The organism is Microbacterium sp. zg-B185 (genome assembly GCF_030246885.1).
GTDB lineage: Bacteria > Actinomycetota > Actinomycetes > Actinomycetales > Microbacteriaceae > Microbacterium.
Window position 1 is genome coordinate 1,775,051 of sequence record NZ_CP126739.1, and the last position, 25,782, is coordinate 1,800,832.

At 68.0% G+C, this 25,782-nt stretch carries 27 protein-coding genes and 1 pseudogene; 17 read left to right on the plus strand and 11 right to left on the minus strand.

Annotation, left to right across the window (positions count from 1 at the left end):
• Nucleotides 1-82: 82 nt before the first annotated feature.
• The gene (locus QNO12_RS08515) at nucleotides 83-2,200 is read right to left on the minus strand and encodes a RecQ family ATP-dependent DNA helicase (RefSeq protein ID WP_257503760.1); all 2,118 of its coding nucleotides are present in this window, start codon (nucleotides 2,198-2,200) and stop codon (nucleotides 83-85) included.
• A 259-nt stretch (nucleotides 2,201-2,459) separates the two neighbouring features.
• Here QNO12_RS08515 and QNO12_RS08520 point away from each other — a divergent pair, with 259 nt between their 5' ends.
• Nucleotides 2,460-2,726, plus strand: a complete 267-nt coding sequence (locus QNO12_RS08520) for a hypothetical protein (RefSeq protein ID WP_257503759.1) — start codon at nucleotides 2,460-2,462, stop codon at nucleotides 2,724-2,726.
• Nucleotides 2,727-2,809: 83 nt separating this feature from the next.
• Nucleotides 2,810-3,673 carry an alpha/beta fold hydrolase gene (locus QNO12_RS08525; protein ID WP_257503758.1) on the plus strand — a complete coding sequence of 288 codons (864 nt, stop codon included), beginning with the start codon at nucleotides 2,810-2,812 and terminating at the stop codon, nucleotides 3,671-3,673.
• A gap of 137 nt (nucleotides 3,674-3,810) precedes the next feature.
• Here QNO12_RS08525 and QNO12_RS08530 read toward each other — a convergent pair whose 3' ends face one another.
• Both QNO12_RS08530 and QNO12_RS08535 read right to left on the minus strand, forming a co-directional pair.
• Nucleotides 3,811-4,479: a DUF4166 domain-containing protein gene (locus QNO12_RS08530; RefSeq protein ID WP_257503757.1), complete on the minus strand. Its 669-nt coding sequence runs from the start codon at nucleotides 4,477-4,479 to the stop codon at nucleotides 3,811-3,813.
• A complete protein-coding gene (locus QNO12_RS08535; protein WP_308209080.1) occupies nucleotides 4,479-5,108 on the minus strand; it encodes an SRPBCC family protein in 630 nt (209 codons plus the stop codon). Before QNO12_RS08535 ends, QNO12_RS08530 begins: the two co-directional genes overlap by 1 nt.
• Before the next feature lie 128 nt (nucleotides 5,109-5,236).
• Between QNO12_RS08535 and QNO12_RS08540 the strand changes: the two are divergent.
• Nucleotides 5,237-5,447, plus strand: a pseudogene (locus QNO12_RS08540) (helix-turn-helix domain-containing protein); the annotation flags it as partial.
• Between the two features lie 676 nt (nucleotides 5,448-6,123).
• Here the strand turns inward: QNO12_RS08540 and QNO12_RS08545 are convergent.
• The 4 genes from QNO12_RS08545 to QNO12_RS08560 all read right to left on the minus strand — a co-directional run bounded on the left by QNO12_RS08545 (nucleotide 6,124) and on the right by QNO12_RS08560 (nucleotide 7,456).
• The gene (locus QNO12_RS08545) at nucleotides 6,124-6,561 is read right to left on the minus strand and encodes a bleomycin resistance protein (protein WP_257503756.1); all 438 of its coding nucleotides are present in this window, start codon (nucleotides 6,559-6,561) and stop codon (nucleotides 6,124-6,126) included.
• 4 nt (nucleotides 6,562-6,565) lie between these two features.
• On the minus strand, nucleotides 6,566-6,760 hold the full coding sequence (locus tag QNO12_RS08550; RefSeq protein WP_257503755.1) for a transposase: 195 nt from the start codon (nucleotides 6,758-6,760) through the stop codon (nucleotides 6,566-6,568).
• A gap of 83 nt (nucleotides 6,761-6,843) precedes the next feature.
• Nucleotides 6,844-7,002 carry a hypothetical protein gene (locus QNO12_RS08555; protein WP_257503754.1) on the minus strand — a complete coding sequence of 53 codons (159 nt, stop codon included), beginning with the start codon at nucleotides 7,000-7,002 and terminating at the stop codon, nucleotides 6,844-6,846.
• A 172-nt stretch (nucleotides 7,003-7,174) separates the two neighbouring features.
• Nucleotides 7,175-7,456 (minus strand): hypothetical protein, encoded by a 282-nt coding sequence (locus tag QNO12_RS08560; protein WP_257503753.1) that lies wholly within the window; start codon nucleotides 7,454-7,456, stop codon nucleotides 7,175-7,177.
• 62 nt (nucleotides 7,457-7,518) lie between these two features.
• Between QNO12_RS08560 and QNO12_RS08565 the strand changes: the two genes are divergently transcribed.
• A complete protein-coding gene (locus tag QNO12_RS08565; RefSeq protein WP_257503752.1) occupies nucleotides 7,519-8,481 on the plus strand; it encodes a capsular polysaccharide synthesis protein in 963 nt (320 codons plus the stop codon).
• A gap of 6 nt (nucleotides 8,482-8,487) precedes the next feature.
• Here QNO12_RS08565 and QNO12_RS08570 read toward each other — a convergent pair whose 3' ends face one another.
• Together QNO12_RS08570 and QNO12_RS08575 are read right to left on the minus strand one after the other, a co-directional pair.
• Nucleotides 8,488-9,021 carry a hypothetical protein gene (locus QNO12_RS08570; protein WP_285178378.1) on the minus strand — a complete coding sequence of 178 codons (534 nt, stop codon included), beginning with the start codon at nucleotides 9,019-9,021 and terminating at the stop codon, nucleotides 8,488-8,490.
• A 74-nt stretch (nucleotides 9,022-9,095) separates the two neighbouring features.
• The gene (locus QNO12_RS08575; RefSeq protein ID WP_257503750.1) at nucleotides 9,096-10,454 is read right to left on the minus strand and encodes an HNH endonuclease signature motif containing protein; all 1,359 of its coding nucleotides are present in this window, start codon (nucleotides 10,452-10,454) and stop codon (nucleotides 9,096-9,098) included.
• 143 nt (nucleotides 10,455-10,597) lie between these two features.
• Between QNO12_RS08575 and QNO12_RS08580 the strand changes: the two genes are divergently transcribed.
• From QNO12_RS08580 to QNO12_RS08590, 3 genes are all read left to right on the plus strand, one after another.
• The gene (locus QNO12_RS08580) at nucleotides 10,598-11,263 is read left to right on the plus strand and encodes a DNA alkylation repair protein (RefSeq protein WP_257503749.1); all 666 of its coding nucleotides are present in this window, start codon (nucleotides 10,598-10,600) and stop codon (nucleotides 11,261-11,263) included.
• 154 nt (nucleotides 11,264-11,417) lie between these two features.
• Nucleotides 11,418-13,436: a threonine--tRNA ligase gene (gene thrS, locus QNO12_RS08585; RefSeq protein ID WP_257503748.1), complete on the plus strand. Its 2,019-nt coding sequence runs from the start codon at nucleotides 11,418-11,420 to the stop codon at nucleotides 13,434-13,436.
• Nucleotides 13,433-13,975, plus strand: coding sequence for an HIT family protein (locus tag QNO12_RS08590; protein WP_257503747.1), 543 nt, complete (start codon nucleotides 13,433-13,435; stop codon nucleotides 13,973-13,975). Before thrS ends, QNO12_RS08590 begins: the two co-directional genes overlap by 4 nt.
• A 9-nt stretch (nucleotides 13,976-13,984) precedes the next feature.
• On the opposite strand, the gene pdxY is transcribed toward QNO12_RS08590, so the two are convergent.
• Entirely contained in the window at nucleotides 13,985-14,836 is an 852-nt protein-coding gene (pdxY, locus tag QNO12_RS08595) for a pyridoxal kinase PdxY (RefSeq protein ID WP_257503746.1), read from the minus strand.
• 97 nt (nucleotides 14,837-14,933) lie between these two features.
• Here pdxY and pdxS point away from each other — a divergent pair, with 97 nt between their 5' ends.
• The 10 genes from pdxS (at nucleotide 14,934) to QNO12_RS08645 (ending at nucleotide 25,234) form a co-directional block, all read left to right on the plus strand.
• Nucleotides 14,934-15,848 carry a pyridoxal 5'-phosphate synthase lyase subunit PdxS gene (gene pdxS / locus QNO12_RS08600; RefSeq protein WP_257503745.1) on the plus strand — a complete coding sequence of 305 codons (915 nt, stop codon included), beginning with the start codon at nucleotides 14,934-14,936 and terminating at the stop codon, nucleotides 15,846-15,848.
• Nucleotides 15,849-15,873: 25 nt separating this feature from the next.
• Entirely contained in the window at nucleotides 15,874-16,467 is a 594-nt protein-coding gene (gene pdxT, locus QNO12_RS08605) for a pyridoxal 5'-phosphate synthase glutaminase subunit PdxT (RefSeq protein ID WP_257503744.1), read from the plus strand.
• 69 nt (nucleotides 16,468-16,536) lie between these two features.
• Entirely contained in the window at nucleotides 16,537-17,295 is a 759-nt protein-coding gene (locus QNO12_RS08610) for a YebC/PmpR family DNA-binding transcriptional regulator (protein ID WP_257503743.1), read from the plus strand.
• Between the two features lie 66 nt (nucleotides 17,296-17,361).
• Entirely contained in the window at nucleotides 17,362-17,922 is a 561-nt protein-coding gene (gene ruvC, locus QNO12_RS08615; protein WP_257503742.1) for a crossover junction endodeoxyribonuclease RuvC, read from the plus strand.
• A 46-nt stretch (nucleotides 17,923-17,968) separates the two neighbouring features.
• Complete coding sequence (ruvA, locus tag QNO12_RS08620; RefSeq protein WP_257503741.1) at nucleotides 17,969-18,589, plus strand: Holliday junction branch migration protein RuvA; 621 nt, start codon at nucleotides 17,969-17,971, stop codon at nucleotides 18,587-18,589.
• Nucleotides 18,582-19,604: a Holliday junction branch migration DNA helicase RuvB gene (gene ruvB / locus QNO12_RS08625; RefSeq protein WP_257503740.1), complete on the plus strand. Its 1,023-nt coding sequence runs from the start codon at nucleotides 18,582-18,584 to the stop codon at nucleotides 19,602-19,604. The genes ruvA and ruvB overlap by 8 nt, the downstream gene beginning before the upstream one ends.
• A gap of 83 nt (nucleotides 19,605-19,687) precedes the next feature.
• On the plus strand, nucleotides 19,688-20,149 hold the full coding sequence (locus QNO12_RS08630; RefSeq protein ID WP_257503739.1) for a preprotein translocase subunit YajC: 462 nt from the start codon (nucleotides 19,688-19,690) through the stop codon (nucleotides 20,147-20,149).
• A 39-nt stretch (nucleotides 20,150-20,188) separates the two neighbouring features.
• Nucleotides 20,189-21,922, plus strand: a complete 1,734-nt coding sequence (secD, locus tag QNO12_RS08635) for a protein translocase subunit SecD (protein WP_257503738.1) — start codon at nucleotides 20,189-20,191, stop codon at nucleotides 21,920-21,922.
• Nucleotides 21,922-22,911 (plus strand): protein translocase subunit SecF, encoded by a 990-nt coding sequence (gene secF, locus QNO12_RS08640; RefSeq protein ID WP_257503737.1) that lies wholly within the window; start codon nucleotides 21,922-21,924, stop codon nucleotides 22,909-22,911. The genes secD and secF overlap by 1 nt, the downstream gene beginning before the upstream one ends.
• A gap of 73 nt (nucleotides 22,912-22,984) precedes the next feature.
• A complete protein-coding gene (locus QNO12_RS08645; RefSeq protein ID WP_257503736.1) occupies nucleotides 22,985-25,234 on the plus strand; it encodes a RelA/SpoT family protein in 2,250 nt (749 codons plus the stop codon).
• On the opposite strand, the gene QNO12_RS08650 is transcribed toward QNO12_RS08645, so the two are convergent.
• On the minus strand, nucleotides 25,213-25,782 hold the full coding sequence (locus tag QNO12_RS08650) for a hypothetical protein (protein ID WP_257503735.1): 570 nt from the start codon (nucleotides 25,780-25,782) through the stop codon (nucleotides 25,213-25,215). The genes QNO12_RS08645 and QNO12_RS08650 overlap by 22 nt on opposite strands.

Genomic DNA, 25,782 nt, shown 5'->3' on the forward strand with positions numbered 1-25,782 from the left:
AGTCCTGCGACCGGACCGGACATGCTGGCGCTGGCGGCGAGGTACGCAACGACCGGAATCGCCACTCTCGAGACGGCGATGGTCATCCCCGGAGCGCGAGGGTGAACGGAAGGACCGCGGTCGCCCCGGCTCGGCGCAGCTCACGCGCCGCGACCGTCACCGTCCACCTGCTGTCGACGAGGTCGTCGACGAGCAGCACGGGACCGGTCGGAACGGCCAGGGCGGCCGCGCTGAACCGCTCCCAAACCCCGGCGAGCCGGAAGGCGCTGTTGCCGCCCGGCCCGCCGCTGGGCCCGCCCTCCACCAGGTCCAAGGCTCCCAGCATCGGCATCCGCCCAATGTCGGCGATTCCGCGCGCCAGGGAGTCCACGAGCTGCGGCCTCGATCGGGAGGGCATCGCCACCACGGCGACCGGACGCTCGGCCCACCCCCAGCCGGCCAGCACTCGGACGCAGGCGGCGAGCACGTTCGGCGGGATCGGGCTGTCCGCGGCGCCTGCCGCGAACATCTCGCGCAGGGTTCCACCCCATCCGAGGTCGGTCAGCCGGGCAAGCGCCCTGCCTTCGTCGGCCTGCTCCTCAGCGAGGATGCGGCCACGAACGGGCACGCCGAGCCGGTCGGCGCCGGTCGGCCACTGTCGCCTCGGTTCGAGCGGCACGCCGACACGGTCGAGGGCGGCGGATGCAGCTTCCGTGGCGTCGTCGCCGATCGCGGTGGGAAACCACGCTCCGGCGCAGTTGTCGCAGCGTCCGCACGGCGTCGCGGTGTCGTCGTCCAGGGAGCGCTGCAGAAAATCCATGCGGCACGAGGTGGTCTCCTCGTACTCGATCATGTGCTGCTGCTCGGCGACGCGTTCCGCGGCGATCCGTCGGTAGCGGTCCTCGTCGTACGTCCACGGTCGGCCGGTCGCCATCCATCCGCCCCGCACGCGGGCGACCGCCCCGTCGACATCCAGCACCTTCAGCAGCAGCTCCAGCGGCGTGCGCCGGATGTCGACCATGGCCTCCAGGGACGGCGTCGACAGCGGGCTTCCCGCGGCCGAAAGGGCCGAGAGCACGCGCTCGGCCCGGTCTCGGTCGGGCATCGACGCGGTGGCGAAGTAGTGCCAGATGTCGCGATCTTCGACGCCGGGAAGGAGGAGCACATGGGCGGAGGCGGTGGCGCGCCCTGCGCGGCCGACCTGCTGGTAGTACGACACCGGCGATGAGGGCGCACCGAGATGGATGACGAACCCGAGGTCGGGTTTGTCGAATCCCATGCCCAGAGCGCTGGTGGCGACGAGGGCTTTGACCCGGTTGTCCTTCAAGAGCGACTCGGACTCCTCGCGTTCGTCCGGATCGGTCTGACCGGTATACGCACGCACCTCGTACCCGCGGTCGCGCAGCAGCCGGGCCGTGTCGTTGGCCGCCGCAACGGTGAGCGTGTAGATGATTCCGGAGCCGGGGAGCTCGCCGAGATGGCTGAGAAGCCACGCGAGTCGGGTCGGCGCGTTCGGCAGGCGGAGCACGCCGAGCCGCAGCGACGTGCGAGCGAGGGCCCCGCGGATGATGAGGACCTCGGATGAGCCGGTGCTCTCGTCGGGCACGCCGAGCTGCTCGGCGACATCCGCCACGACGCGGCTGTTGGCGGTCGCGGTCGTCGCCAGCACCGGGACGCCCGCGGGTATGCGCGCGATGAGGTCGCGAAGTCGTCGATAGTCGGGGCGGAAGTCGTGACCCCAGTCGCTGATGCAATGTGCCTCGTCGACGACGAGAAGCCCGATCCGTGCCACCAGCTGTGGCAATTGCTCGTCGCGGAACGATGGGTTGTTGAGTCGCTCGGGAGAGACCAGCAGCACGTCGACCTCGTCGCGGTCGAGCTGCGCAAGCACATCAGCCCACTCGTGCGCGTTCGTCGAGTTGATCGCGACTGCCCGCACACCCGCTCGCTGCGCCGCGGCGATCTGGTCCCGCATGAGCGCCAGGAGGGGCGAGACCAGCACGGTGGGCCCTGCGCCGCGCCGGCGCAGGAGCAGGGTCGCGACGAAGTAGACCGCCGACTTCCCCCACCCGGTGCGCTGCACCACGAGCGCGCGGCGGTGACCGTCGACGAGGGCATCGATGGCCTCGAACTGGCCGTCGTGGAAGTCGGCGTCGTCGCGCCCGACGAGGGCGCGCAGGACATCGAGTGCCTCTGTCTGCGTGGGCGTCGTCAAGGTCATGCCCTCAACCCTGCCGCATGTCACCGACGTGGTGCCCGGCCGCACTCAGCCCGAACGGCACGTCGAGGCCTTCGTGACCGTGGCGGATCTATTCGATCGGCGGCGCGCTACGCCCCGACGACATCCTTCTACCCGAGGATGCCTTTGATTAGCCCGGGTCGAACGTGCCTCGAGTGCGAAGCCGGTCCTTTAGCGTGAATGGCCCCGAATCGTCGACGATCGTTTCGTAGATGGGACCGTGAGGTCTATCGAGGAAGGGGTGCGTATCGCTGCAGACGTGAGCGGCTCAGCGATCTTCGTCCTCCTGTGGGCGATTGCTGCGATCGGGATGGGCGCATTCTTCGCCCTGCGCCCTTTCGCGCTGGAGCGCACGGCCTCCCACTTGGGTCAGCGGATCGGCTACACCGAGCGGACAGGACGACTGCAGGTCCACCTCAACCGTATTGCTGGCCTGATGTTCGTGATCATCGGGGTCGTGCTGGTCCCCCTCGTCATCGTGGGAGTCTTGCCGCCCGGAGGTGCCTGAGGGCACGCCGATAGAAAGGCCTCGCAGACCGACCGCACGCCGGTCGACTACCGCGCAGTTTCGAACACCGCCACACTGGGGCGATGGTGGGCACGCGGCTCGTTTCGACGAGCGCAGGGGCGGTGGAGATCCTGCACGTGCCCGGGGACAGGTCAGCGGTGCTGTTCTTTCCCGGTGGTCATTGCCGCGCGACCACGGACTGCGGGCGGAGCTTGTATGCCGGGTTGGGCCACGAGGTCATCTCGTTCTCACGTCCCGGCTATGGCGGTACCCGGGTTGGCCGGCTCACCGCTGCGGAGTTCACCCCGCTGGTGGGGGAGGTGTGTGAACAGCTCGGGATTTCCTCGGTCGCTGCCTCTGTGGGGGTTTCGTTCGGGGGACTGCAGGCGGTGCACGTCGCTGCTGGCGGCGGGCCGACCGTGCAGCGCCTGATTCTTCACAGTTGCGCACCCTCGACCAAGCAATACCCCGACACCCGCGCAGAGGCGCTCCTCGGCCCGGTGGTGTTCTCGCCTCTCTTGCAGGGTGCGGTCTGGGGCTTGGTGCGAAGTGTCGTGCGGTCCGACGCCGGGTTACGAATGATGTTGTCCCAGCTATCGAGCCTCCCCACCAGCCAGTGGTGGGATCAGATGAGTGTGGCCGACAAGGATGAGGCCCAGAGCCTGTTCCGTGCCATGCGCTCGGATTCCGGCTTCACGAATGACCTGCGCCAAGCGCATCCCCGCGGGGCTGACGCGCGGCGTAAGGCGATGTCAGCCGTAAAGTGCCCGACCATGGTGACGGCCTCCAGAAGCGACGGTGGGGTGTCGTTCACCCATGCGGAGGACTTCGCGCGCGTCATCCCCGACGCCGACCTCGTCGAACTCAGTTCCCCAAGTCACCTCTTCTGGATCGGCTCGCAGAAGACCCAACTGATGTCGACTCTGCATTCCTTCATCCAAGATTGACGGCTGGCACCCAGCGCCCCTTCGCGATTAAACCGCGCCGGCGTCCCGCCCGGAAGCCGGTCCGTCACCGCGACGCTGTAACGCGTTCGAGCACCGTTACTCAGCCCGAGTTGTGCCCGCACGGGATCCGCTATCGGTTAGATCCGGTTCTCGTGGCGTTTGGGCTTGAGGCGTTCGGGGGCGTCGATGACGGGGATCCATTCGCAAGTGAAGGACCCGGTGTAGCCGAAGAGGAACCCGAACCGGTCGTTGTGGACTTCCAGGTCGACGTGAAACGTGTTGGTTCGCTCGTCGAATGATTCCCTGAGGCGTGCGCGCCCGCTGAAGATCATGGGGAAACGGAAGGCGATCGGTCCTTCGTAGAAACGTTGAGCGTCAGAGGTGAGGATGAGCGCTCCGGTCTCATCGACGGTCAGGGCGAGGTCGACGGCGAGGTGCTGGTGGGTGCCGAGGTAGTCCACAATGCGCCCGTCCGCGAGCACCATCGTCGCGTCGAATCGGCTTCGGTGGTCGTTGATCGTGTACTCGCGCACGAAGGTGACAGTCTCTCGACCGAACGGGTCCCGATACGGATAGTTCTCGATGATGAACGGGATGTCGGTGCCGGTGTCCGGGATCAGGATGTTGCGGAGCCGTCCGATCTGCAGGAAAGGGACCGTCCACCAGGGTCCGCGTCGGATCTGGGTCATTGTCCCGAGACCGACGCACGCTTCACCCCGGTCGACTCCGACCCCGAAGCGGCGTTGCAACATCGGGTGCAGACGCTCAAAATCCCTGCCCATGGCTTCCTCGAAGATGGAACTCATCAGATAGCCGCCGGGTCGGGCAGTGTCGCGAGCGTGGGCGGCGCGTCACGAAGGTGATCGTCGCGTCGGGACCCGCCCAACGGTGCGCGGCGGCAGCGGGATGCCCGTGGCCTGCCCGGGTTCCAGAACCACAGGATGCTGTGCACGGGCCATCTCTCGGGCTCTTCCCCGCATTCGATCCAGATGCGGAGGCGGTCGAAACTCCACGCGGTCGCCCACCCCAGCAATGGTCGGGCCACCTTGTCGAGGAGGCGTCCCCATCCGGGCGTGTAGTCATACCCCGTGGTGAACCGTGTTCGTTCGCCCTCCACGGGCGCATACCGCCAATACCCGCGACCGCTACGGATTGGCGAGAACCGATCTGTGGTCGAGAACCGCAATGCCGAGGTGCGGGTTCCATCGGGTCGTGATCGCTCACCGAGGCTTACGCCCACCCCGGCAACCGTGTGGAACGGGACCCTGCGGGTGTAAGCGAAGCTCGTTGCGCCGTGCTCGTCAGTGCCGGCGGGCCGGATGCTGGAGAAACGGAGATCCCACCGGCCGTGCTGCTCAGCATGCTGGGTTACGTCCCACACCTGTTCGAGAGGTGCGTCGATCTCGACCTCCACGAAGATGCCTCGATGCGCCACCCTCCGAGGCTAACCAGTACGCTCCGTTCACACACATTCGCCCCTCGGGAGGATCCGCTTGCGGATCGCGCGCGAAGCGCTTCAGCAGTCAGCTATGCGGGGCGTCGGGTGTCCCGCGAAATGCTAAACAGTTCGAGTCCGACCTAATCCGGATGCGCACCCGCGAAGGCATGGCCGTCGCCAAGGCCAAAGGTCGCCTCCGCGGTAAGGAGCCGAAACTCTCGGCTGCGCAAGAGAGACATCTGGTGAACCTGCACCGCCACGGAACCCACACCATCCGCGATCGCGGAGCTGTTCGGCGTCGCACGTTCCACGGTCTACCGGGCCCACCCAACGTAATCGAGCGCGGCTACGCGCGCTTGAAGCAGTGGCGCGGCCTCGCCACCCGCTTCGACAGCACGCCGTCATCTACCGCGCCGCCGTCGTCCTAAAACGCCGTCATCGCCTGGGGACAGAGGTTGAGCGACGCTCCTGGTGCCTCGGCCAAAGAAGAGCGAGGGGAGCGAATAGTCAATGGGGAGCCGGATAGCGACGACTAGGCTCGTGCTGCCTCGGGCGACTTCAACTTGGCCTTGATGGCTGCGAATGCCGCGGACCAACCGCTTACCAAAGCTGCTGCCGTCGCGCTGGCTGCGGCCATCTGAGCGCCGGACTCGTTGACGGCCGCGAATCCGAACCAGACTGTGGCCGCAATGATCCCAGTAATCGCGATGCCGGAGATCAGTCGCAGTGCCGGGCGCAATCGCGGAGCGCGATGATTCTGCACACTTTCCCCCTTCAAGCGTGACGACTATGAACCTCAGGATTCAACTGCACCACACTCGTACCGGTTTTGTATCCCCTCAAGACGGATCCTGCGTCACTAGCCCGACAAGGGCGCCGACTCGAAGGAACTTTTCGTCAGAGCTCCACGAGATCCTCGACGGTGTCCAGGACGGCTCCACGCGACGACGGGGTCTTGACCGTATACGCGACTACAGGTGTGCCGGGCGCTGGCGACCTAGGGCGAGTCTCCCTAATGCACGATTGGTCGGTGGCCCAGGGATGCTTGGAAGCGAACGAGATATCCGTCGGGGTCCGTGACGAGGAATTGGGTGACTCCGGCTTCGTCGAGGTCTCCGATGCGGTACCACTTCGTCTCGGGCGGCATGAATAGCGGGTAGTTGGCGTCGCGAAGTGACGTGAGAATTGGGTCAACGGTTGGGACGCTGATCTGGAAGTTGATTCCTCGTCCGAGTGGCGGTTCCAGCGGCGCGGTGATCCAGTTTCGCCCGACGCCGCGCTGCTCGAGCATGATGTGCGCGGAGCCTAGCGAGACGTAGGCGAAGCCCTCCTCGGGGCGCTGATAGTCGATCTCGAACCCGCAGAGCCCGCACCAGAATTGGATGCTCTTCAGCGTGTCGCGGACCAGCAGCTCGGGTACGAGTGCGGGGTCAGCCCCAGAAGAGTTCATCCACTCATCGTGACAGACTGTCCAACCGACGCAGCCAGAGGGTGATTGCACGGAGGACGGCACCGCCGCGGTAGGTGGGCGCGAGTTTGTCATAACGGGTCGCGAGACCACGCCATTGCTTCGTGTCGTTGAAGCCGCGTTCGACGACATTGCGACCCTTGTAGTCATCGTGGTCGTAGCCGAGGCGCGGGCCCTTCACGCTGTCGCCTTTTCGGGAGAGAGAAGATGCCTATACCCGGAAGGTTTTGCGGGAAGGCTGGAGGGGCCCTCCTGGGATCGGCTCTACGACTCCGTCGGCTTGCTGGCGTAAAGAAGGCGGCGCAGTTCGTTTGCCGGCGCTGAGCCTGAGATGATCAGTGCCGCCAGGTGCTGTGCTTCCTCCTCTGCTGCGCCTTCGTTTGTCACGCCGTCTTTGCTCAGGCCGAAGCCGTTTATGCTCATGCGCTTCACTCTCAGAGTCGTGGTTGTTCACCCGGCACGTCCCCGCCATGCGGTGTTCGCGTTGTACGCGTTGCCGGCCTGTCCGATGGACGCCTCGTCGATCTTGATGACCTTGACCACCTCGCGCACAGAGAAAACCCCCGGGATACCGGGGGTTTCTGTTTTTCGGGATTCACCTGCCGGGAACCGGCGGCGGTGTTGTCCACTGCTGACCGTTCCAATAGCGACGGCCCTGGCTGGAGTCGTACCAGCCTGCCGGCGCAGAGGGACCCGGTCCGCCACCGAGCGTCGGGCGACCGCGTTCGGCATCAGCAAGAAGGATGCCGTTCTTCACGGCGGTACGCATGATGAGATATCCGATCCACAGCACCAGCGCGATGGTGCCGAGGTACAGAACGATCCCCAGGACGATGAAGGCGAAACCGGCAGCGACGCCGGGGCCGTAGTCATCCATTCGACGGTGCCTTTCGTTGAAGTCTCGCCAACGTAGCGCGGATGCTCGTGGAACACTGGACCATGGCTGACCTCGACCGCACCGGCGCGGGGGAGGATGGGGCGCCCTCGTCGTTCCTGGCTGGATTGGCGGCCCAGCTCGCACGCGTCGAGAAGTTCAAGGACATCCTGGACCCGGCGGCAGTGCGCCGGGGGAGTCGCCTCGTCACGGAGTTCTTCCGCGAGCGCAGGGACGCGCTTCGCCACGCAGCGGGGCTTCCGGCCGGACCGGGAAGTTCCGCCCTGGGCAGGCGACTGGCCGCGCAAGACCTGGCTCGTTCGCGCGACGTGCCGCTTGCGGTGTACTCCTACTGGAACACCGGTGCGCACGACGCTCCGGACATCGTCCGCGCGTGCACCGCCCAACTCCAACGGATGCATCCCGGCGTTCGACTCCTGGATGCTGTCAGCGTGCGGGAGCTGATCGACATCCCCTCGCGCATCCACACCGTCCTGGAGCGCGACCGTCCTGCACACTTCGCCGATTACGTGCGGAGCGCGCTCCTGGACCGTTACGGCGGGATCTGGGTCGACGCGACCTGCTGGGTGCCCCGCCCGCTCGGCGAGGTGATCCGACCGCTCCTGAGCGGGGGCGTGCTCTACCCGCGCTGGGCCACCGGACAGATCGGCAATTGGTTCATCGCGGCCGTCCCCGGCTCGCTCGTCATCCGGCTGCAGCGCGCGGCGCTGGAGATGTGGTGGGCAGAGCGGGACGATCTGCCGGACTACTTCCTCTACCACCGCATCTTCGAGGCCCTGCGGGCACTGATCCCCGAGTTCCGTGGTCAATGGTCCGAGGCCGGCCATCTCTCGAGCGCGTCCAGCCACGTCCTCCAGCTGAGCATGATGGAGCCCTGGTCTGCCGACGTGGCAGGAGTGATCGACCAGATCTCCATCGTGCAGAAGCTCAGCTACAAATACGATCCCGCATCCGTGCCGGCCGGCTCGATCCTCCAGCACCTCCTCACCACCCGCCGCCTGACCTGATGGGATTCACCGCTCGTCGCTCCGGCAGTTCGCGCCGCGGGCCGTCTGAATGGAGGTGGCGAGCGGGCACGATACGTGAAGCCACGACGAGCGCTCACCGGCGAACATGTCCTCCGAAAGATCGACGAACATCTCGATGCCGCCGCCCGGGAGCGCCCGGAAATACGTCGTGACGGGATCTCCCTCGACAGTCGGTGCGGTCACCACCAGCTCCGCCCCGGCCGCACCCGCACCGTCGACGCAAGCGATCGCGTCCGCCGGCGTCTGCTCGCCCTGGGTCAGCTCCACGGTTCCGCAGGATGGCAGCGGGTCACGCTGCCTGAATGCCGGCGGCCCGGGATCGAAGAGGTCGTCGACGTCGACGCGGAGCTCCTCGACGACGGTGTCAGCGGGCATGGTCGACCCCTCGTGCGGACGTGCCGCCCCGCTGGGGGAGCATTCCGCCAGGAACGCGCTGACCGCGACGACCACCGTGACGACCTTCACCGCAGCACCGGCGCACATCGCACAAGATTCCGGCACGGTGCTTCCCTTGTCCACTCGCACCTCTGCCGGAATGCGAGGCGTGGGCTGGGGAACGCCCCCGGCGCAGTCTGGCAATCGCAGTCTGGCAATCAGAAAGGTGCGGGTTGAAGGTCGCATTCCGGGTCAGGGGCGAAGGCCACCGTGCTGACCGGGATGTCGGTGTAGGTCCGGCCGGTGGGGCTGGTCCATTCCAGAACACCGCCGCCCCGCTGTCGGACCCGCCATGCGGTGTGGTGTTTCAGGGAATGATGTCGACGGCACAGGTGCGCCAGGTTCTGCGCCGTGGTCGGGCCGCCGGTGGCATGGTCGACGGTGTGGTCGGTGTCGCACCGGCGAGCCGGCATGCGACATCCGGGAAAGCGGCAGTGCTGATCGCGGACGCGCAGGTGCCGGCGCAGCTCTTCGCCGGGCCGGTACCGGTCCACGGCCAGCACCTCACCGGTGATGGGGTGCGTGAGGACGCGGTCCCACCCGGGGGCGTTCGCGGTCAGGATCCGGGCGGTCTCGGCATCGATCGGGGAGTGCCCCTCCAGCATCCCGATCTCGAACGGGTCGGCGACAGCGTCGCCGATCAGCGTCAGCACGGGAACGGTCACGGTCACGCTGGCGTGGACTGCGGCCAGTCCGGTCGGCCCGGTGTGCGCGGTCGGATCGGTGGCCAGCAGCAGGTCTGCGAAGATGTCCGCCCGCAGCTCATCGACACCCCGGGTGTCGACCTCTGCGCGGCTCGGCACGGCCTCGCCCCAGCCACCCCCCGCGGGTTGCACCGCATCGGCGGGGCCGACCGGATCGCGACCGTCTTGGACGGCATGGGCGAGCTGGGTGAGGCGGTCCCGGATGCCGTGGGCGATCACCGACGGGACGATCCCGTGCACCTCGGACATCGCATCATCAAGGTCGGTGACCCACACGCGCCGCTGCCCGCGGGCGCGACGATGCCGCTGATCGATGGTGGACTCCGCGAACCACTCGGCACGTCGTTTCGCGACCGGGGCAAGCCTCGACGCGGACTCGGTCTTGGCGAACTCCAGCACAGACCCTTCGAACTCGGCCCGCAGCTCCGGCCGGTCGATCACCGTTCCGGCCATCACGATGATCCGGGCGTGGGCGGCCGAGATCTCACCGGCCGCGAGCGCCGCCAGCGTCTCGCGGTATCCGCCGACCAGGGCGGCGGCCTCACCCAGCCGGCGCTGCACGGACCGGTCGCTGACGCGCCATACCGCCCCGATCTCCGCCGCGACCGACCGATACGGGAACTCCGCGGCACTGGTCGCTGCCGGGTCCTCTTCGGCCGCCCAGTCCGCCGCGATCCGCTGGGCGTCCGCCAGCAGCTGTGCCTCCACCGCCTGCAGCCGCGCCATCTCCCGCCGCGCGTCCGCCAGCTGCGGCAACAACGTCGCCAACCGCGCATCCGCCCGCTCTTTCGCGGCGATCGCGGGGCTGTTCATGTATCCATTCTGACCGGGGCCACCGACATCCGGCACGAGGAGCACGACGCCCGGAACGGCCTCACCGGAGCGTCCGGAGCGCCTCTCCCGCTAGCGTTGACGCCGGACCTGAAGCCGCCCCCGAAGCCGGAAAGGAGAGCCGCATGAGCGAGCTCGCCGACCGCATCCGGGCTGCCCTGCATTCCGCAGCGGACCCCACCCGCGCGGCCGGGCAGCAGGCGTACATGAAATCGACGATCCCGTTCCGCGGAGTGCGCCTGCCCGATGTGCGGCGCCTCACGCGGGCGGCGGTGGAATCGGCGGGGGCGGCTGACCCGGCGGCACTTCGGGATGCCGCCCGGGAGCTGTGGGACGACGCGGAGTATCGCGAGGAGCGTTACGCGGCGGCCGCCCTCCTGGCCGTGGACGGCGCCGCTGCCGACGCGGCCGTCGTGCCGATCATCGAGCACATGGTGCGGACCGGAAGGTGGTGGGACTACACCGACGAGCTCTCGCACCGCCTCGCCGCTCTGCACGATCGCGAACCCGCCGCCACGGCCGATCTCGTGCGGAGGTGGAGCACCGATCCCGACATGTGGATCCGGCGGATCGCGATCATCTCGCAACTGGGCAGGCGCGATCGCGTCGACCTCGATCTGCTCGCGGCGGTGATCGAGCCGAACCTCGCCGACCGCGAGTTCTTCATCAGAAAGGCGATCGGCTGGGCGCTGCGGGAGTGTGCGCGGGTGCATCCGGAATGGGTGCGCGCCTACGCCGAGACGCACGAGCTGAGCCCGCTCAGCCGGCGTGAAGCGCTCAAGCACCTCTGACGCACCGCAACTAGACTGGGACGCATGGGATTGCGCGTTTCGCCGACTGCGACCGTCGTCGCGGCCGGGACGCGAACGCTCGGCGCCTGAGCGGGCGGGGCGCCACGCGCCCGAAGCTGAGTAGCCTTGATCCGAGCCACCCCTGGAGAGTCCCTTGACTGACGCCGCCCTCCCGCCGGACGTGACCTATCCCGCCGACGGATTCGCCCTCTTCCCCGACCGCTCCGTCGTCGCGCTGCGCGTCAACGGTGAGCTGAAGGACCTCGCCACCACGGTCACGGAGGCCGATTCCGTCGAACCCGTGGCGATCGACAGTCCCGACGGTCTTGCGATCCTGCGCCACTCGGCGGCGCACGTGCTCGCCCAGGCGGTGCAGCGGATCAACCCGCAGGCCAACCTGGGCATCGGCCCGCCGATCACCGATGGGTTCTACTACGACTTCGGCGTGCAGGAGCCGTTCACGCCCGAGGATGTGAAGGCCATCGCCAAGGAGATGCAGCGCATCATCCGCGAAGGCCAGCGATTCGTGCGACGGGTCGTCAGCGACGAGGAAGCACGGGCCGAGCTGGCCGCGGAGCCGTTCAAGCTGGAGCTGATCGGCCTGAAGGGCGGCACCGGCTCGGGCAAGGAAGCCGCCGAAGGCGCCTCCGTCGAGGTGGGCGCGGGCGAACTGACGATCTACGACAACGTGAACCGCGACGGCGACGTCGTCTGGAAGGACCTGTGCCGCGGTCCGCACTTGCCGAGCACCCGGCTGATCGGCAACGGCTGGGACCTGACCCGCATCGCCGCCGCGTACTGGCGGGGCAGCGAGAAGAACCCGCAGCTGCAGCGCATCTACGGCACGGCGTGGCCGTCGAAGGACGAGCTGCGCGCCTACCAGCAGCGTCTCGAGGAGGCCGCCAAGCGCGACCACCGGCGTCTGGGCAAGGAGCTGGACCTGTTCTCGTTCCCCGACGAGATCGGCTCCGGCTTGTCGGTGTGGCATCCGCGCGGCGGCATCGTGCGTCAGGAGATGGAGCAGCACGCGCTGCACCGTCACCGTGCAGCCGGCTACAGCTACGTGTACACGCCGCACATCACGAAGAAGGACCTCTTCATCGAGTCCAACCACCTGGTCACCTACGCCGAAGGCATGTTCCCGCCCATCCACATGGATGAAGAGCGGGACGAGAACGGTGAGATCACCAAGCAGGGCGTGGATTACTACCTCAAGCCGATGAACTGCCCGATGCACATCCTGATCTACCGGGAACGCGCGCGCAGCTACCGCGATCTGCCGATGCGGCTCGCGGAGAACGGCACGGTCTACCGCAACGAGCTCTCCGGCGCCCTGCACGGCCTGACCCGCGTTCGCGGCTTCACCCAGGACGACGCGCATCTGTTCGTGACGCCCGAGCAGCTCGAGGGCGAGGTCGCCGACGTGCTGGAGTTCGTCCTGTCGCTGCTGCGCGACTTCGGGCTCAGCGACTTCGAACTGGAGCTGTCGATGCGCGACGACGAGAAGTCGAAGTGGATCGGCGATGAGGAGCACTGGGCCGAGGCGACCGACGCGCTGCGTCGCGTGGCCATGGCCAGCGGTCTGAAGCTCACCGAGGTCGCCGGCGAGGCGGCGTTCTACGGCCCGAAGATCGACCTGAAGGTCAGGGATGCGATCGGTCGCACGTGGCAGCTGTCCACCGTGCAGCTGGACTTCAACCTCCCGGAGCGGTTCGATCTCGAGTTCACGGACCGTGACGGGACCAAGAAGCGCCCGGTCATGATCCACCGCGCGCTGATGGGTTCGATCGAGCGGTTCTTCGCGATCCTGCTCGAGCACTACGCCGGCGCGTTCCCGGTCTGGCTGGCACCCGTGCAGGTGGTCGGCATCCCCGTCGCCGAGGAGTACGCGGACTATCTGAACGACGTGATCGTCGCACTGCGCCGCCAGGGCGTGCGCGCAGAGCTCGACGCCAGCGACGATCGCATGCAGAAGAAGATCCGCACGCACACGACGCAGAAGGTGCCGCTCCAGCTCATCGCGGGGGAGCAGGACCGTGCCGGCGGCACCGTGTCCTTCCGGTTCCGCGACGGCTCGCAGGAGAACGGCGTCCCGATCGACGACGCCGTGCAGCGCATCTTGACGTCCATCTCGACGAGGGTGCTGGTGAACACCGCGGAGGATCTGGCGTGACAGACGATGCCGAGCTGGTGGATGCCGCCACGCTGGCCGGCGTGCCGGACGAGTTCCAGCGACTGTGGACCCCGCACCGGATGGCATACATCCAGGCGGGTCCGCAGCCGTTGCGGGACGCGTGCCCGTTCTGCGCCGCCCCGAAGATGTCCGACGAGGACGCGCTGATCGTGGCGCGCGGCGAGACGGCCTTCGTGCTGCTGAACCTCTACCCGTACAACTCGGGCCACCTGCTGGTGTGCCCGTACCGGCACATCTCGCAGTACGACGAGGCGACGGCTGAGGAGGTCGCCGAGATCGGCGCGCTCACGCAGCGCGGAATGCGGGTGCTGCGCGAGGTCTCCCGGTGCGACGGCTTCAACATCGGGATGAACCAGGGGCACGTCGCCGGTGCGGGCATCGACGGCCACCTGCACCAGCACATCGTGCCGCGGTGGACGGCCGACGCGAACTTCTTCCCCATCATCGCCAAGACCAAGGCGCTGCCCCAGCTGCTCGGCGAGGTGCGCCGGGTCGTGGCCGACGCCTGGAACGCCTGAACGCCCGGATCAGCGGACGCGACGGACCCCGAACTGCATGCGCGGGTGCGCGTAGGCCTCCTGCGACTCGACGAGCTGCAGCTCGCGCTCACCGGACAGATGGGTGCGCTCCAGCAGGTCGAACACGCTGGATGCTGTCCGTGCCAGTGCATCCGCGGCATCCCCGCTGCGTCGGTAGTGGGCGGTGAACAGTGCCGCCGTCACGTCGCCCGACCCGTTCGCCTTCATCGGCAGCAGCGGGGTCTGGACGATCCAGGCACCGGTCTGGTCGACCGCGAGCATCTCGATGGTGTCGGCTTCGCGGTCCGGGCGCTCCACGCTGGTGACCAGCACGACCCGAGGGCCGGTGGCGCGCACGAGGTCCACCGCCTCCAGAGTCGATTCCAGAGTGTCGGGCTGCGTGTCGGTGAGGAAGCCGAGCTCGAACTGGTTGGGCGTGATGATGTCGGCCGCAGGAACGACCCGGTCGCGCAGCAGCACCGGGATCGCCGGTGCGACGAAGCATCCCGACTTCGCGTTGCCCATCACCGGATCGCAGGCGTACAGGGCGTCGGGATTGGCCGCCTTCACACGCGCGACGGCGTCCAGGATGACATCCGCGATGCCCTCGCCGCCCTGATACCCCGACAGGACCACATCGATCTGCCCCAGCACGCCCCGCTCCTCGATGCCGACGATGATCTCGCGCACATCATCCGGACTGAGCATCGGACCACGCCACGAGCCGTAGCCGGTGTGGTTGGAGAAGGCCACGGTGTACACCGGCAGCACCTCCACCCCGATCCGCTGGAGCGGAAAGACTGCGGCGGAGTTGCCGACGTGACCGTACGCGACGGCGGACTGGATCGAGAGGATCTTCACCGCTCGATTCTCCACCCATGCACCGGTCCTGCAGACCGCCGGTGGCCTGGTGCCTGCGGCGGAGAGCAACGCGGCGGCCCAACTAAGATCAGGAAGTATGACTGACAGCACCACACCCGCGCCCTCATCCGCTCAGCACGGATCGAGCCGCGTCAAGCGCGGACTCGCCGAGATGCTCAAGGGCGGCGTCATCATGGACGTCGTCACAGTCGAGCAGGCCCGCATCGCCGAGGATGCCGGTGCGGTCGCGGTGATGGCGCTCGAGCGGGTTCCGGCCGACATCCGCGCGCAGGGCGGGGTGTCGCGCATGAGCGACCCCGACATGATCGACGGCATCATCGAGGCCGTCTCGATCCCCGTGATGGCCAAGGCCCGGATCGGCCACTTCGTCGAGGCGCAGGTCCTGCAGCAGCTCGGCGTGGACTACATCGACGAGTCCGAGGTGCTCTCGCCCGCCGACTACGTCAACCACATCGACAAGTGGAAGTTCACCGTCCCGTTCGTGTGCGGTGCGACCAACCTCGGCGAGGCGCTGCGCCGCATCAACGAGGGCGCGGCGATGATCCGCTCCAAGGGGGAGGCCGGCACCGGGGATGTCTCCGAGGCCACCAAGCACATCCGCAAGATCTCGGGGGAGATCAACCACCTCCGCTCGCTGACGAAGGACGAGCTCTACGTCGCCGCCAAGGATCTGCAGGCGCCCTACGAGCTGGTCGCCGAGATCGCCGAGACGGGCAAGCTGCCCGTCGTCCTGTTCGTCGCCGGCGGCGTGGCCACCCCCGCGGATGCCGCGATGATGATGCAGCTGGGCGCGGACGGCGTGTTCGTCGGCTCCGGCATCTTCAAGTCAGGCAATCCGGCGGAGCGCGCCGCAGCGATCGTCAAGGCCACCACCTTCTACGACGACGCGAAGGTCATCGCCGAGGTCTCACGCGGCCTGGGCGAGGCCATGGTCGGCATCAACGTCACCGACCTCGCCGCCCCGCACCGCCTTTCCGAGCGCGGCTGGTAGCGGCGACCTCAGGCTGGGTCGGGGAATGGCTGAGCGACCCCGCGTGGGCGTGCTCGCGCTGCAGGGCGACGTGCGCGAACACGCTCGCGTGCTGACCGATCTCGGCGCGGACGTCCTGCTCGTGCGGCGTCCGGATGAGCTGGCGGACGTGCAGGGGCTGGTGCTGCCGGGCGGCGAATCCAGCGTGATCGACAAGCTCTCGCGCGCGTTCGGAATGCAGCGTCCGATCCGCGACGCGATCGCTGCCGGCATGCCGGTCTACGGCACGTGTGCCGGACTGATCCTGCTGGCCGATCGCATCACCGACGGCATCGAGGGGCAGGAGAGCTTCGGCGGACTCGACGTCACCGTGCAGCGCAACGCGTTCGGCGGTCAGGTGGAGTCCTTCGAGACCGATCTGGACGTGCCGGTGCTCGACGGGCCGCCGGTCCACGCGGTCTTCATCCGCGCCCCCCTGGTGGTCGCCGTGGGGGCGGGGGTCCAGGCGATCGCCCGTCTCGAGGATGGCCGGGTGGTCGCGGTGCGTACCGACACCCTCCTGGGCACCTCCTTCCACCCCGAGGTGACCGGCGAACACCGCTTCCACAGCCTCTTCCTCGAGACCGTACGGGCGGCCTGACGCACGGCGCGAGAGGACCGGCGCGCATCCGCGCACGTGACTGCGACCGCAGCCACGTAAACTGGGGGAATGTCCGGCCACTCCAAGTGGGCGACCACGAAGCACAAGAAGGCGATCATCGATTCGCGCCGTGCCAAGTCGTTCGCCAAGCTCATCAAGAACATCGAGGTCGCAGCCAAGATCGGCGGCGCGGACCTCGCGGGAAACCCCACCCTTCAGGACGCCGTCCAGAAGGCCAAGAAGACCTCGGTTCCGATCGACAACATCAACCGCGCGGTCAAGCGCGGTGCCGGGCTGACCGGTGAGTCCGTCGACTATCAGACGATCCTCTACGAGGGCTACGGGCCGAATGGCGTCGCCCTCCTGATCGAGTGCCTCACCGACAACCGCAACCGTGCGGCCGCCGAGGTGCGCACCGCGATGACGCGCAACGGCGGCACGATGGCCGACCCCGGCAGTGTCGCCTACAACTTCCATCGCAAGGGCGTGATCGTCGTCTCGGGCGAGGGGACCAGCGAGGACGACGTCATGCTGGCCGTCCTGGAGGCCGGTGCGGAGGAGATCGAGCCGCACGCGGAGGGCTTCGAGATCCTCACCGATCCGTCCGAGCTGGTCACGGTCCGCTCCGCGCTGCAGGAGGCGGGCATCGACTACGAGTCGGCGGACGTCGAATTCGTCCCGACGCTGAAGGTCGAGGTGGACGCCGACACGGCGCGCAAGGTCTTCCGTCTGATCGACGCGCTCGAAGACAGCGACGATGTGCAGAACGTCTACAGCAACTTCGACCTGACCGCCGACGTGCAGGCCGAACTGGAAGCGGACGAGTAGGCGACAACTGCCGCTCGCCGGGCGCGCCGTCGGCGCCCGCCGGTCGAGCCCGCTTAGCGTGGGGGAGTGACAGCCCTTCGCGTTATCGGCATCGACCCGGGCCTGACCCGCTGTGGCGTCGGCGTGGTCGATGTCGCCCGCGACCGGTCCGCGACACTGGTGCACGTCGGTGTCGTCCGCTCCGACCCGGGCCAGCCGATCGAACGGCGTCTCGCGACGATCGCCGCCGGCATCCGCGCCGTCATCGACCTGCATGCGCCGACGGTCATGGCAGTGGAGCGCGTCTTCTCGCAGAACAACCGCCATTCCGTGATGGGCACGGCACAGGCGAGCGGCATCGCCCTGCTGATCGCGGGCGAGCGCGGGCTCGCGGCCACGACGCACACGCCGACCGAGGTCAAGGCCGCGGTGACCGGCTACGGCGCAGCCGACAAGCGCCAGGTGCAGGCGATGATCGCCCGCATCCTGCGCCTGGACGAAGTGCCGCAGCCGGCCGACGCCGCCGACGCGCTCGCGCTCGCGCTCTGCCATGCGTGGCGCGGGGGCACGGCACAGGCTCCGACCGGCGGAACCCTCACGCCCGCGCAGCGCGCGTGGGCGGACGCGGAGCGCCTTGCCCGACGATGAGTGTGTCGGTCGAACAAAACTGCGAACAGCCTCGTAGGCTCGTCGCATGATCTCCTCCCTGCGCGGTCGGGCCGCCCACGTTGAGACCGACTCGCTCGTCCTGGAAGTCGGCGGCGTCGGGCTCACGATCGCCGTTACCCCGCACGTCGCGGCGGCCACCGACGTCGGGGACGAGGTGTCCCTGCACACCCACCTCATCGTCCGGGAGGACGCGCTCTCGCTGTTCGGCTTCGAAAGCCGCGACGAGCTCCTCGTCTTCACCCAGCTGCTCAGCGTGACCGGAGTCGGTCCCAAATCCGCGCTCGGAGTCCTCGCCGCCCTGAGCGTGACGCAGATCGCCGACGCGGTCGCCTCCGACGACGACGCGCCGTTCCGGCGCGTCTCGGGCATCGGCCCGAAGACGGCGAAGCTCATCGTCGTGCAGCTGGCCGGCAAGATCGCCGCCCCGTCGCCCTCGGGGGCTGGGCGTCGGGATGCCGCTCCCGATGTCGCCGCCCAGGTCATGCAGGCGCTGGTCGGGCTGGGCTGGAACGAGCGCGCCGCCGCCGAAGCCGTCTCCGCCGCCGCGGAGCAGGCCTCACCGGCTGAGCGGGCGGCCGTGCCGTCGCTGCTGCGCCTGACCCTGGCCACCCTGGGCCCCGCCCGCAAGGAGCACGCCGGTGGATGACGTCCGCGACGCCGACGAGCCGGTCGACGACATCGAGCTGGCGATCGAGGGAGCACTGCGTCCGGCCTCACTGTCCGAGTTCGTCGGGCAGCAGAAGGTGCGCGGGCAGCTCCAGCTGCTGCTGGACGCCGCCCGCATCCAGCAGCGTCCGGCGGATCACATCCTGCTGTCCGGACCCCCGGGGCTGGGCAAGACCACGCTGGCGATGATCGTCGCGCACGAGAGCGGCCGGCCGCTGCGCCTGTCCAGCGGGCCCGCGATCCAGCACGCCGGCGACCTGGCGGCGCTGCTGTCCAGCTTGACGCCCGGTGAGGTCCTGTTCATCGACGAGGTGCACCGGATGGCCCGCTCCGCCGAGGAGATGCTGTATCTGGCCATGGAGGACTTCCGCATCGACATCATGGTCGGGAAGGGTGCCGGGGCCACCAGCATCCCCCTGGACCTGGCGCCGTTCACGCTGGTCGGCGCCACCACCCGATCGGGGCTGCTGCCCAACCCGCTGCGCGACCGGTTCGGCTTCACCGGTCACCTCGAGTACTACGAGCCCGCCGAGCTGGAGCGGGTCATCGAGCGGTCCGCGGTGATGCTCGCGGTCGACCTGCCACCGGCCTCACGCGCCGAGATCGCCCGCCGGTCGCGGGGGACACCTCGGATCGCGAACCGACTTCTCCGGCGTGTCCGCGACTTCATGATCGTGCGCGGTGGTGGTGGCGACACGGCGACCGTCGACGCCGCGTTGGACCTCTACGACGTCGACGCGATCGGACTGGATCGCCTCGACCGCGCCGTGCTGGATGCCCTCGTGCGTCGCTTCGGCGGTGGCCCGGTGGGCCTGAGCACGCTCGCCGTGGCGGTCGGCGAGGAGCCGGAGACGATCGAGTCGGTCGTGGAGCCCTACCTCGTGCGGATCGGCTTCATCGGTCGCACGCCGCGCGGGCGCGTGGCGATGCCGTCGGCCTTCGCACACCTGGGCGTTCGGCAGGCAGACTCTGCGCTCAGATTCAATGATCTATAATCGCTGGAGGCTCTCGCCTACCCTCCTCATGCAAGGCAGCGCCGCAACGGCGCGCGCCTGATTCGAAAGGTGCTCTCGCCTCCATGGACATCGCCACGTTCTTCGGCAATTACGGCCTCATCATCCTGCTGGTCGTCCTCCTCGTCTTCATGTTCTGGAGTTCGCGTCGGCGGATGCAGAAGCAGAAGACCGAGCAGGAGCAGAAGGCCCGCCAGACCGTTCCCGGCGCCGAGGTGCTGCTCCAGGGCGGTCTCTACGGCACCATCGTCGCCTTCGACCCGGAGAACCTCGACCAGCCCGCGCTCGTGGAGATCGCGCCCGGCGTCCAGATCAAGGTGCACAGCCAGGCCATCCTCCGCGTCGTGGACCCCGCCGAGGGCGTCGTGACCGAGGACGAGCTCATCGAGGCCGAAGAGAGCGAGGCCGGTTACATCGACGGCGTCGCCAGCGGTTCGATCAGCTCGATCAGCGACGACTACCGCGCGGCCGAACCGCTGCCGCCCGTCGACCCCGACACCGACCTGGACAACAAGCCCAAGGCCTGACCCGCTCGCCCTCCCGGGCTCCCAGAAAGCTGACCCCTCGTGGCGACTTCCACCCCCGTCCGTCATGCCTGGCGCGCGCTGACCGGTCTTCTGATCGTCACCGCGGTGCTGTTCGGCATCAACGCGCTCGGCGTCCATGTCTTCAAAGCCAGCTCGTGGACCCCCGAGCTCGCGCTCGACCTCCAGGGCGGGACGCAGATCATCCTCGAGGCGCAGACCGCCGACGGGGCGGCGCCCTCGAACGAGCAGCTGAACCAGGCGGTCACGATCATCCGCCAGCGGGTGGACGCGTCCGGTGTCGGCGAGGCCGACGTGACGACCGAGGGCGGCCGGAACATCGTCGTCCAGATCCCCGGCCAGGCCGATGAGCAGACCCGCCAGCGGATCGAGGCCTCGGCCCAGCTCCAGCTGCGCGGGGTCCTTTACACCGGTCAGCCGGCGACGACATTCGTCGGCCCGGACGGCACGTCCACGCCGTTCCCGACGCCCGATCCTTCGCTGAACGCGACGCCGACGACCGAGCCGACGAACGGGAGCGATCCCGCGTGGATCACCGAGGCGCTGTTCGCGCAGTTCCAGGCCTACGACTGCGCGAACCCCGACAACGATCCGGCGAACGCTCCCAAGGACCAGCCGCTGATCACCTGCGACGTGGACGGCACCGTCAAGTACATCCTCGGACCGGTGGAGCTGGACGGTTCGTCCATCTCGGACGCGACGTTCGGGCTGGAGCAGACGACCGGTCGCTGGGCCGTCAACATCAAGTTCGACGACGCGGGCACCAAGACGTTCGGTCAGATCAGTCAGCGGCTGTTCGGCGCGAACACGCCGCTGAACCAGTTCGCGTTCGTCCTGGACGGCAGTGTGCTCTCGGCCCCCTCGATGAACGCCATCATCCTCGGCGGCGACCCGAGCATCACCGGCAGCTTCACTCAGGAGACCGCCAAGACGCTCGCCGACCAGCTCAAGTACGGGGCGCTGCCGCTCAGCTTCGAAGTGGTCAGCTCGGACACGATCTCGGCGACCCTCGGATCGCAACAGCTGCAGATCGGCTTGATCGCGGGGCTGATCGGCCTGGCACTCGTGGCCATCTACTCCCTGATCGTCTACCGCGCCCTCGGGATGGTGATCATCGCCTCCCTGATCGTGATGGGTGTGCTGACGTACGTCACCATCTGCATCCTGGCCTGGCGCATGGGCTTCCGCCTCTCGCTCGCCGGCGTCGCCGGCCTGATCGTCTCCATCGGCTTCACCGCCGACTCGTTCATCGTCTACTTCGAACGAATACGGGACGAACTGCGCGACGGCAAGTCCATCACCGGGGCGGTCGAGGACGGCTGGAGCCGCGCCAAGCGCACCATCTACATCTCGAAGTCGATCAACGTGCTCGCCGCCGTCGTGCTGTACATCCTGGCCGACGCCACCGTGAAGGGCTTCGCGTTCACCCTCGGTCTGACCACCGTCATCGACGTGCTGATCTTCATCCTGTTCACGCACCCGGTGATGCAGCTGCTCGCCCGCACGCGGTTCTTCGGTTCCGGTCACCCGCTCTCCGGCATGGATCCGGCAGCACTGGGAGCGGTGTACCGAGGGCGCGCGCAGTTCCGCGCACCGGCGGTCGCGTCGACCAAGACCGCGGCGGAACGACGAGCGTCCCGCTCACGCGGTGAGGCCGAACGGCGTCAGACCATCGCCGAGCGCAAACAGGCGGAGCTGGCCGAGCTTCCGGCCAGCGGCAAACCGTCCCCGCGCGAGAAGGAGGGAGAGCTCTGATGCGTTCCATGAGTCAGCTCGGAAACGACCTCTACACCGGCAAGACCTCTTTCCCGTTCGTCGGGCGTCGCCGTCTGTGGTTCATCATCGCGGCGATCCTGGTGATCGGCTCGGCGCTGGTTCCGCTCGTGCGGCCCATCCAGTTCTCGATCGAATTCACCGGCGGGTCCCAGTTCACGGTGACCAACGTCACCGCCCCGGACCAGCAGCTGGCCACCGAGGCTGTCCACTCCGTGGTGCCCGATGCGACGACGAAGGTCACCACGGTCGGGGACAGCAACGTCCGCGTCCAGACCGACCAGCTGACGCCCGGCGAGACCCAGCAGGTGACCGACGCGCTGGCTGAGATCTACGCCGTTCCGGTCACCGAGGTGACCTCGTCCTTCATCGGGCCCAGCTGGGGCGCCGATGTCACCCGGCAGTCGCTGTGGGGTCTGGCGATCTTCCTCGCGCTGACCTTCCTGATCCTCGCCCTGTACTTCCGGACGTGGAAGATGTCGGCCGCCTCGATCATCGGCCTGCTCGACGTGCTCGTCATCACGGTCGGCGTCTACGCCCTCTGCGGATTCGAGATCTCCCCGGCGGCGGTCATCGGCTTCCTGACGATCCTCTCGTACGCGCTCTATGACACGACTGTCGTGTTCGACAAGATCCGGGAGAACACGACCGAGGACGGCGAAGTGTCCGGCCGCACCTTCGGGGAGTCCGTGAACCTCGCGGTGAACCAGACGCTGATCCGCTCGATCAACACGACCGTGGTGGCGATCCTGCCGACCGGTGCGATCCTGTTCATCGGCGCGCTGTGGCTCGGCGCGCAGACCCTCACCGACATCTCGCTGGCGATCTTCGTCGGCACCATCGTGGCGGCCTACTCGACCGTGTTCGTGGCCGCACCGCTGTATTCGCTGCTGCGCGAGAACGAGCCGAACATCAAGACACGCGACGCCCGCGTGCTGGCGGCGCGCGAACGTGCCGGGCAGCCGGTCTAGACCGGCCTCCCGGCGCGGCTGCCGCTGCTGGCCACGGGCATAGGATTGACGGATCGGGGGAGGGGAGGAATCGATGACCGAGACCGTTCCCCCCGCCCAGTCCTCGTCGCTGCGACGGCTCGTACCGCGCATCTTCTCCCGCTCGGCCCGGCGCGACGACGTCGAGCAGCTGCTTCGCACGGTGCGCACGCACCACCCCAAGGGCGATCTGTCGATCATCGAGCGTGCGTACACCGTTGCCGATCAGGCCCACTCCGGGCAGACCCGCCAGAGCGGCGAGCCGTACATCACCCACCCGCTCGCGGTCGCCCAGATCCTCGCCGACCTGGGGCTGGGTCCCAAGGCGATCGCCGCCGCGCTGCTGCACGACACGGTCGAGGACACCGCATACGCACTGGACACGCTGACGGCCGAGTTCGGCGACGAAGTGTCGATGCTGGTGGACGGGGTCACCAAGCTCGACAAGGTCAAGTACGGCGAGAGCGCGCAGGCTGAGACCGTCCGCAAGATGATCGTCGCGATGTCCCGCGACATCCGGGTGCTGCTGATCAAGCTCGCCGACCGCCTCCACAACGCTCGGACGTGGGGTTTCGTACCCCCGGAGAAGGCGCGCAAGAAGGCGACCGAGACGCTGGAGATCTACGCTCCGCTGGCGCACCGGCTCGGCATCCAGACCATCAAATCCGAACTCGAGGATCTGTCCTTCGCGGTCATGCATCCCAAGCTGTACGCCGAGATCGAAAGTCTCGTCAAGCAGCGCACACCCCAGCGCGAGCAATACGTGCAGAACGTCATCGAGGCGGTGGACAGCGACCTGCGTGAGCTGCGCATCCGCGGACGCGTGCTGGGACGGCCCAAGCAGCTGTACTCCGTCTACCAGAAGATGGTGGTCCGCGGCCGCGAGTTCGACGACATCTACGACCTCATCGGCATCCGGGTCCTGGTCGGCAGCGTCCGGGACTGCTACGCGGTCCTCGGCGCGATCCACGCGCGCTGGACTCCTCTGCCCGGCCGGTTCAAGGACTACATCGCGACGCCGAAGTTCAATCTCTACCAGTCGCTGCACACCACGGTGATGGGCCCGGGTGGGCGGACGGTGGAGATCCAGATCCGCACCAACGAGATGCACCAGCAGGCCGAGTACGGCGTGGCCGCGCACTGGAAGTACAAGGAACGCCTGATCGGCGGCAAGCCGGACGCGAAGTCGATGGACACCGACATGGCGTGGCTGGCCCACATCTCCGACTGGCAGGCCGAGACGGCGGACCCGGGAGAGTTCCTGGACTCGCTCCGCTTCGAGATCGGCGCGAAAGAGGTCTACGTCTTCACGCCGAAGGGCCGGGTCATCGGCCTGCCCAGCGGCGCCACGCCGGTGGACTTCGCGTACGCGGTGCACACCGAGATCGGGCACCGCACGATGGGCTCGAAGGTCAACGGCCGGCTGGTGCCGCTGGAGACCGAACTGCAAAGCGGCGACGTGGTCGAGGTCTTCACCTCGAAGAACCCGGATGCCGGACCCAGTCAGGACTGGCTGACCTTCGTCAAGAGCACGCGTGCGCGCAGCAAGATCCGTGGCTGGTTCACCAAGGAGCGGCGCGAGGAGGCGATCGAGCAGGGCAAGGAGGCGATCGCCCGCGCGATGCGCCGTCAGAATCTGCCCCTGCAGAGGCTGATGAGCCAGGACTCGTTCGCCGAGGTCGCGCAGTCCCTGAAGTACGAGGACGTCTCGGCGCTGTACGCCGCAGTGGGCGAGGGCCACGTCTCCACGCAGTCCGTGATCGAGAAGGTGACGGCGCTGGTCAGCGCGGACGACACCTCGACCGGACCGATCGACCTTCCGCAGGTGGGCCGGTCGCGAGCCCAGCGCGGCGGCGACTCCGGTGTGCTGGTGCGCGGAGCGCCGGACATCCTGGTCAAGCTCGCCAAATGCTGCACCCCCGTGCCCGGCGACGAAGTGGTCGGGTTCGTCACACGCGGCAGCGGCGTCTCGGTGCACCGCACCGACTGCACCAACATCAGCTCCCTGATGCAGGATCCGGAGCGGCTGATCGAGGTCGAGTGGGCGCCGACGAGCAAGAGCGTGTTCCTGGTTCAGATCCAGATCGAAGCGCTGGACCGGTCAGGTCTGCTCAGTGACGTCACGCGCGTGCTGAGCGAGCATCATGTGAACATCCTCTCTGCCACCGTCTCCACGACCAACGATCGACTGGCGCTGAGCCGGTTCGTCTTCGAGATGGGGGACATCGTCCACCTCGAGCGGGTCCTGAACGCGGTGCGACGCATCGACGCCGTCTACGACGTCTACCGCGTCACCTCCTCCTGATCCACCGCACCCCGCGCCGCCAGGCCCCGCAGGAATGCCAGCGCAGATCGCTTGTTCGGCAGCGCGCCGTGCGCTGCCATCCAGGCGATCGCCCGCGCGGGCAGTCCGGGAACGGCATCGGCCAGCAGCCGCGCGGCGCGCGCGTGCTCGTCGTCGACGACTCGTGACAGATCTGCGAGAGTGCGCACCGGGTCGGTGACCCACACGCCGCTGATGCGCATCAGATCGACCGGGTCGACGTTGAGGTCGCGGTAGAGCAGCCGGCGGCCCATCACCTGGTGCAGCCGGCGCGGCACAGCCCGTTGCACGGTATGGCGGGCCGGCGGGACATGGAGGCCGCCGTGGACCCATGCTGCGCTCAGGTGCGTCGCGGCGAGGGTGTCTCCGAGGATTGCCCGCAGCGATCCGGCACGCAGTTCCCGTGTCTCGACGGCGTCGGCGGGGATGTACGCGTCCCCGAGTTCGACGAGGTGGCCGTCCAGACGCGCCGCCGACAACTCAGCCTGCGACAGACGCCCGTCCGCGAAGTAGAGGAACGGCGAGGACAT

Excerpts from the sequence above, each read along its gene's own strand:
- QNO12_RS08575 (WP_257503750.1), bottom strand. The coding sequence starts at position 10,454 with ATGAACAGCCCCGCGATCGCCGCGAAAGAGCGGGCGGATGCGCGGTTG.
- QNO12_RS08610 (WP_257503743.1), top strand. The coding sequence starts at position 16,537 with ATGTCCGGCCACTCCAAGTGGGCGACCACGAAGCACAAGAAGGCGATC.
- QNO12_RS08580 (WP_257503749.1), top strand. The coding sequence starts at position 10,598 with ATGAGCGAGCTCGCCGACCGCATCCGGGCTGCCCTGCATTCCGCAGCG.
- QNO12_RS08650 (WP_257503735.1), bottom strand. The coding sequence starts at position 25,782 with ATGTCCTCGCCGTTCCTCTACTTCGCGGACGGGCGTCTGTCGCAGGCT.
- QNO12_RS08645 (WP_257503736.1), top strand. The coding sequence starts at position 22,985 with ATGACCGAGACCGTTCCCCCCGCCCAGTCCTCGTCGCTGCGACGGCTC.
- pdxT (WP_257503744.1), top strand. The coding sequence starts at position 15,874 with ATGGCTGAGCGACCCCGCGTGGGCGTGCTCGCGCTGCAGGGCGACGTG.
- secF (WP_257503737.1), top strand. The coding sequence starts at position 21,922 with ATGCGTTCCATGAGTCAGCTCGGAAACGACCTCTACACCGGCAAGACC.
- QNO12_RS08530 (WP_257503757.1), bottom strand. The coding sequence starts at position 4,479 with ATGAGTTCCATCTTCGAGGAAGCCATGGGCAGGGATTTTGAGCGTCTG.
- QNO12_RS08630 (WP_257503739.1), top strand. The coding sequence starts at position 19,688 with ATGGACATCGCCACGTTCTTCGGCAATTACGGCCTCATCATCCTGCTG.
- QNO12_RS08515 (WP_257503760.1), bottom strand. The coding sequence starts at position 2,200 with ATGACCTTGACGACGCCCACGCAGACAGAGGCACTCGATGTCCTGCGC.
- ruvA (WP_257503741.1), top strand. The coding sequence starts at position 17,969 with ATGATCTCCTCCCTGCGCGGTCGGGCCGCCCACGTTGAGACCGACTCG.
- QNO12_RS08565 (WP_257503752.1), top strand. The coding sequence starts at position 7,519 with ATGGCTGACCTCGACCGCACCGGCGCGGGGGAGGATGGGGCGCCCTCG.
- QNO12_RS08525 (WP_257503758.1), top strand. The coding sequence starts at position 2,810 with ATGGTGGGCACGCGGCTCGTTTCGACGAGCGCAGGGGCGGTGGAGATC.
- QNO12_RS08560 (WP_257503753.1), bottom strand. The coding sequence starts at position 7,456 with ATGGATGACTACGGCCCCGGCGTCGCTGCCGGTTTCGCCTTCATCGTC.
- pdxS (WP_257503745.1), top strand. The coding sequence starts at position 14,934 with ATGACTGACAGCACCACACCCGCGCCCTCATCCGCTCAGCACGGATCG.
- QNO12_RS08545 (WP_257503756.1), bottom strand. The coding sequence starts at position 6,561 with ATGAACTCTTCTGGGGCTGACCCCGCACTCGTACCCGAGCTGCTGGTC.
- QNO12_RS08555 (WP_257503754.1), bottom strand. The coding sequence starts at position 7,002 with ATGAGCATAAACGGCTTCGGCCTGAGCAAAGACGGCGTGACAAACGAA.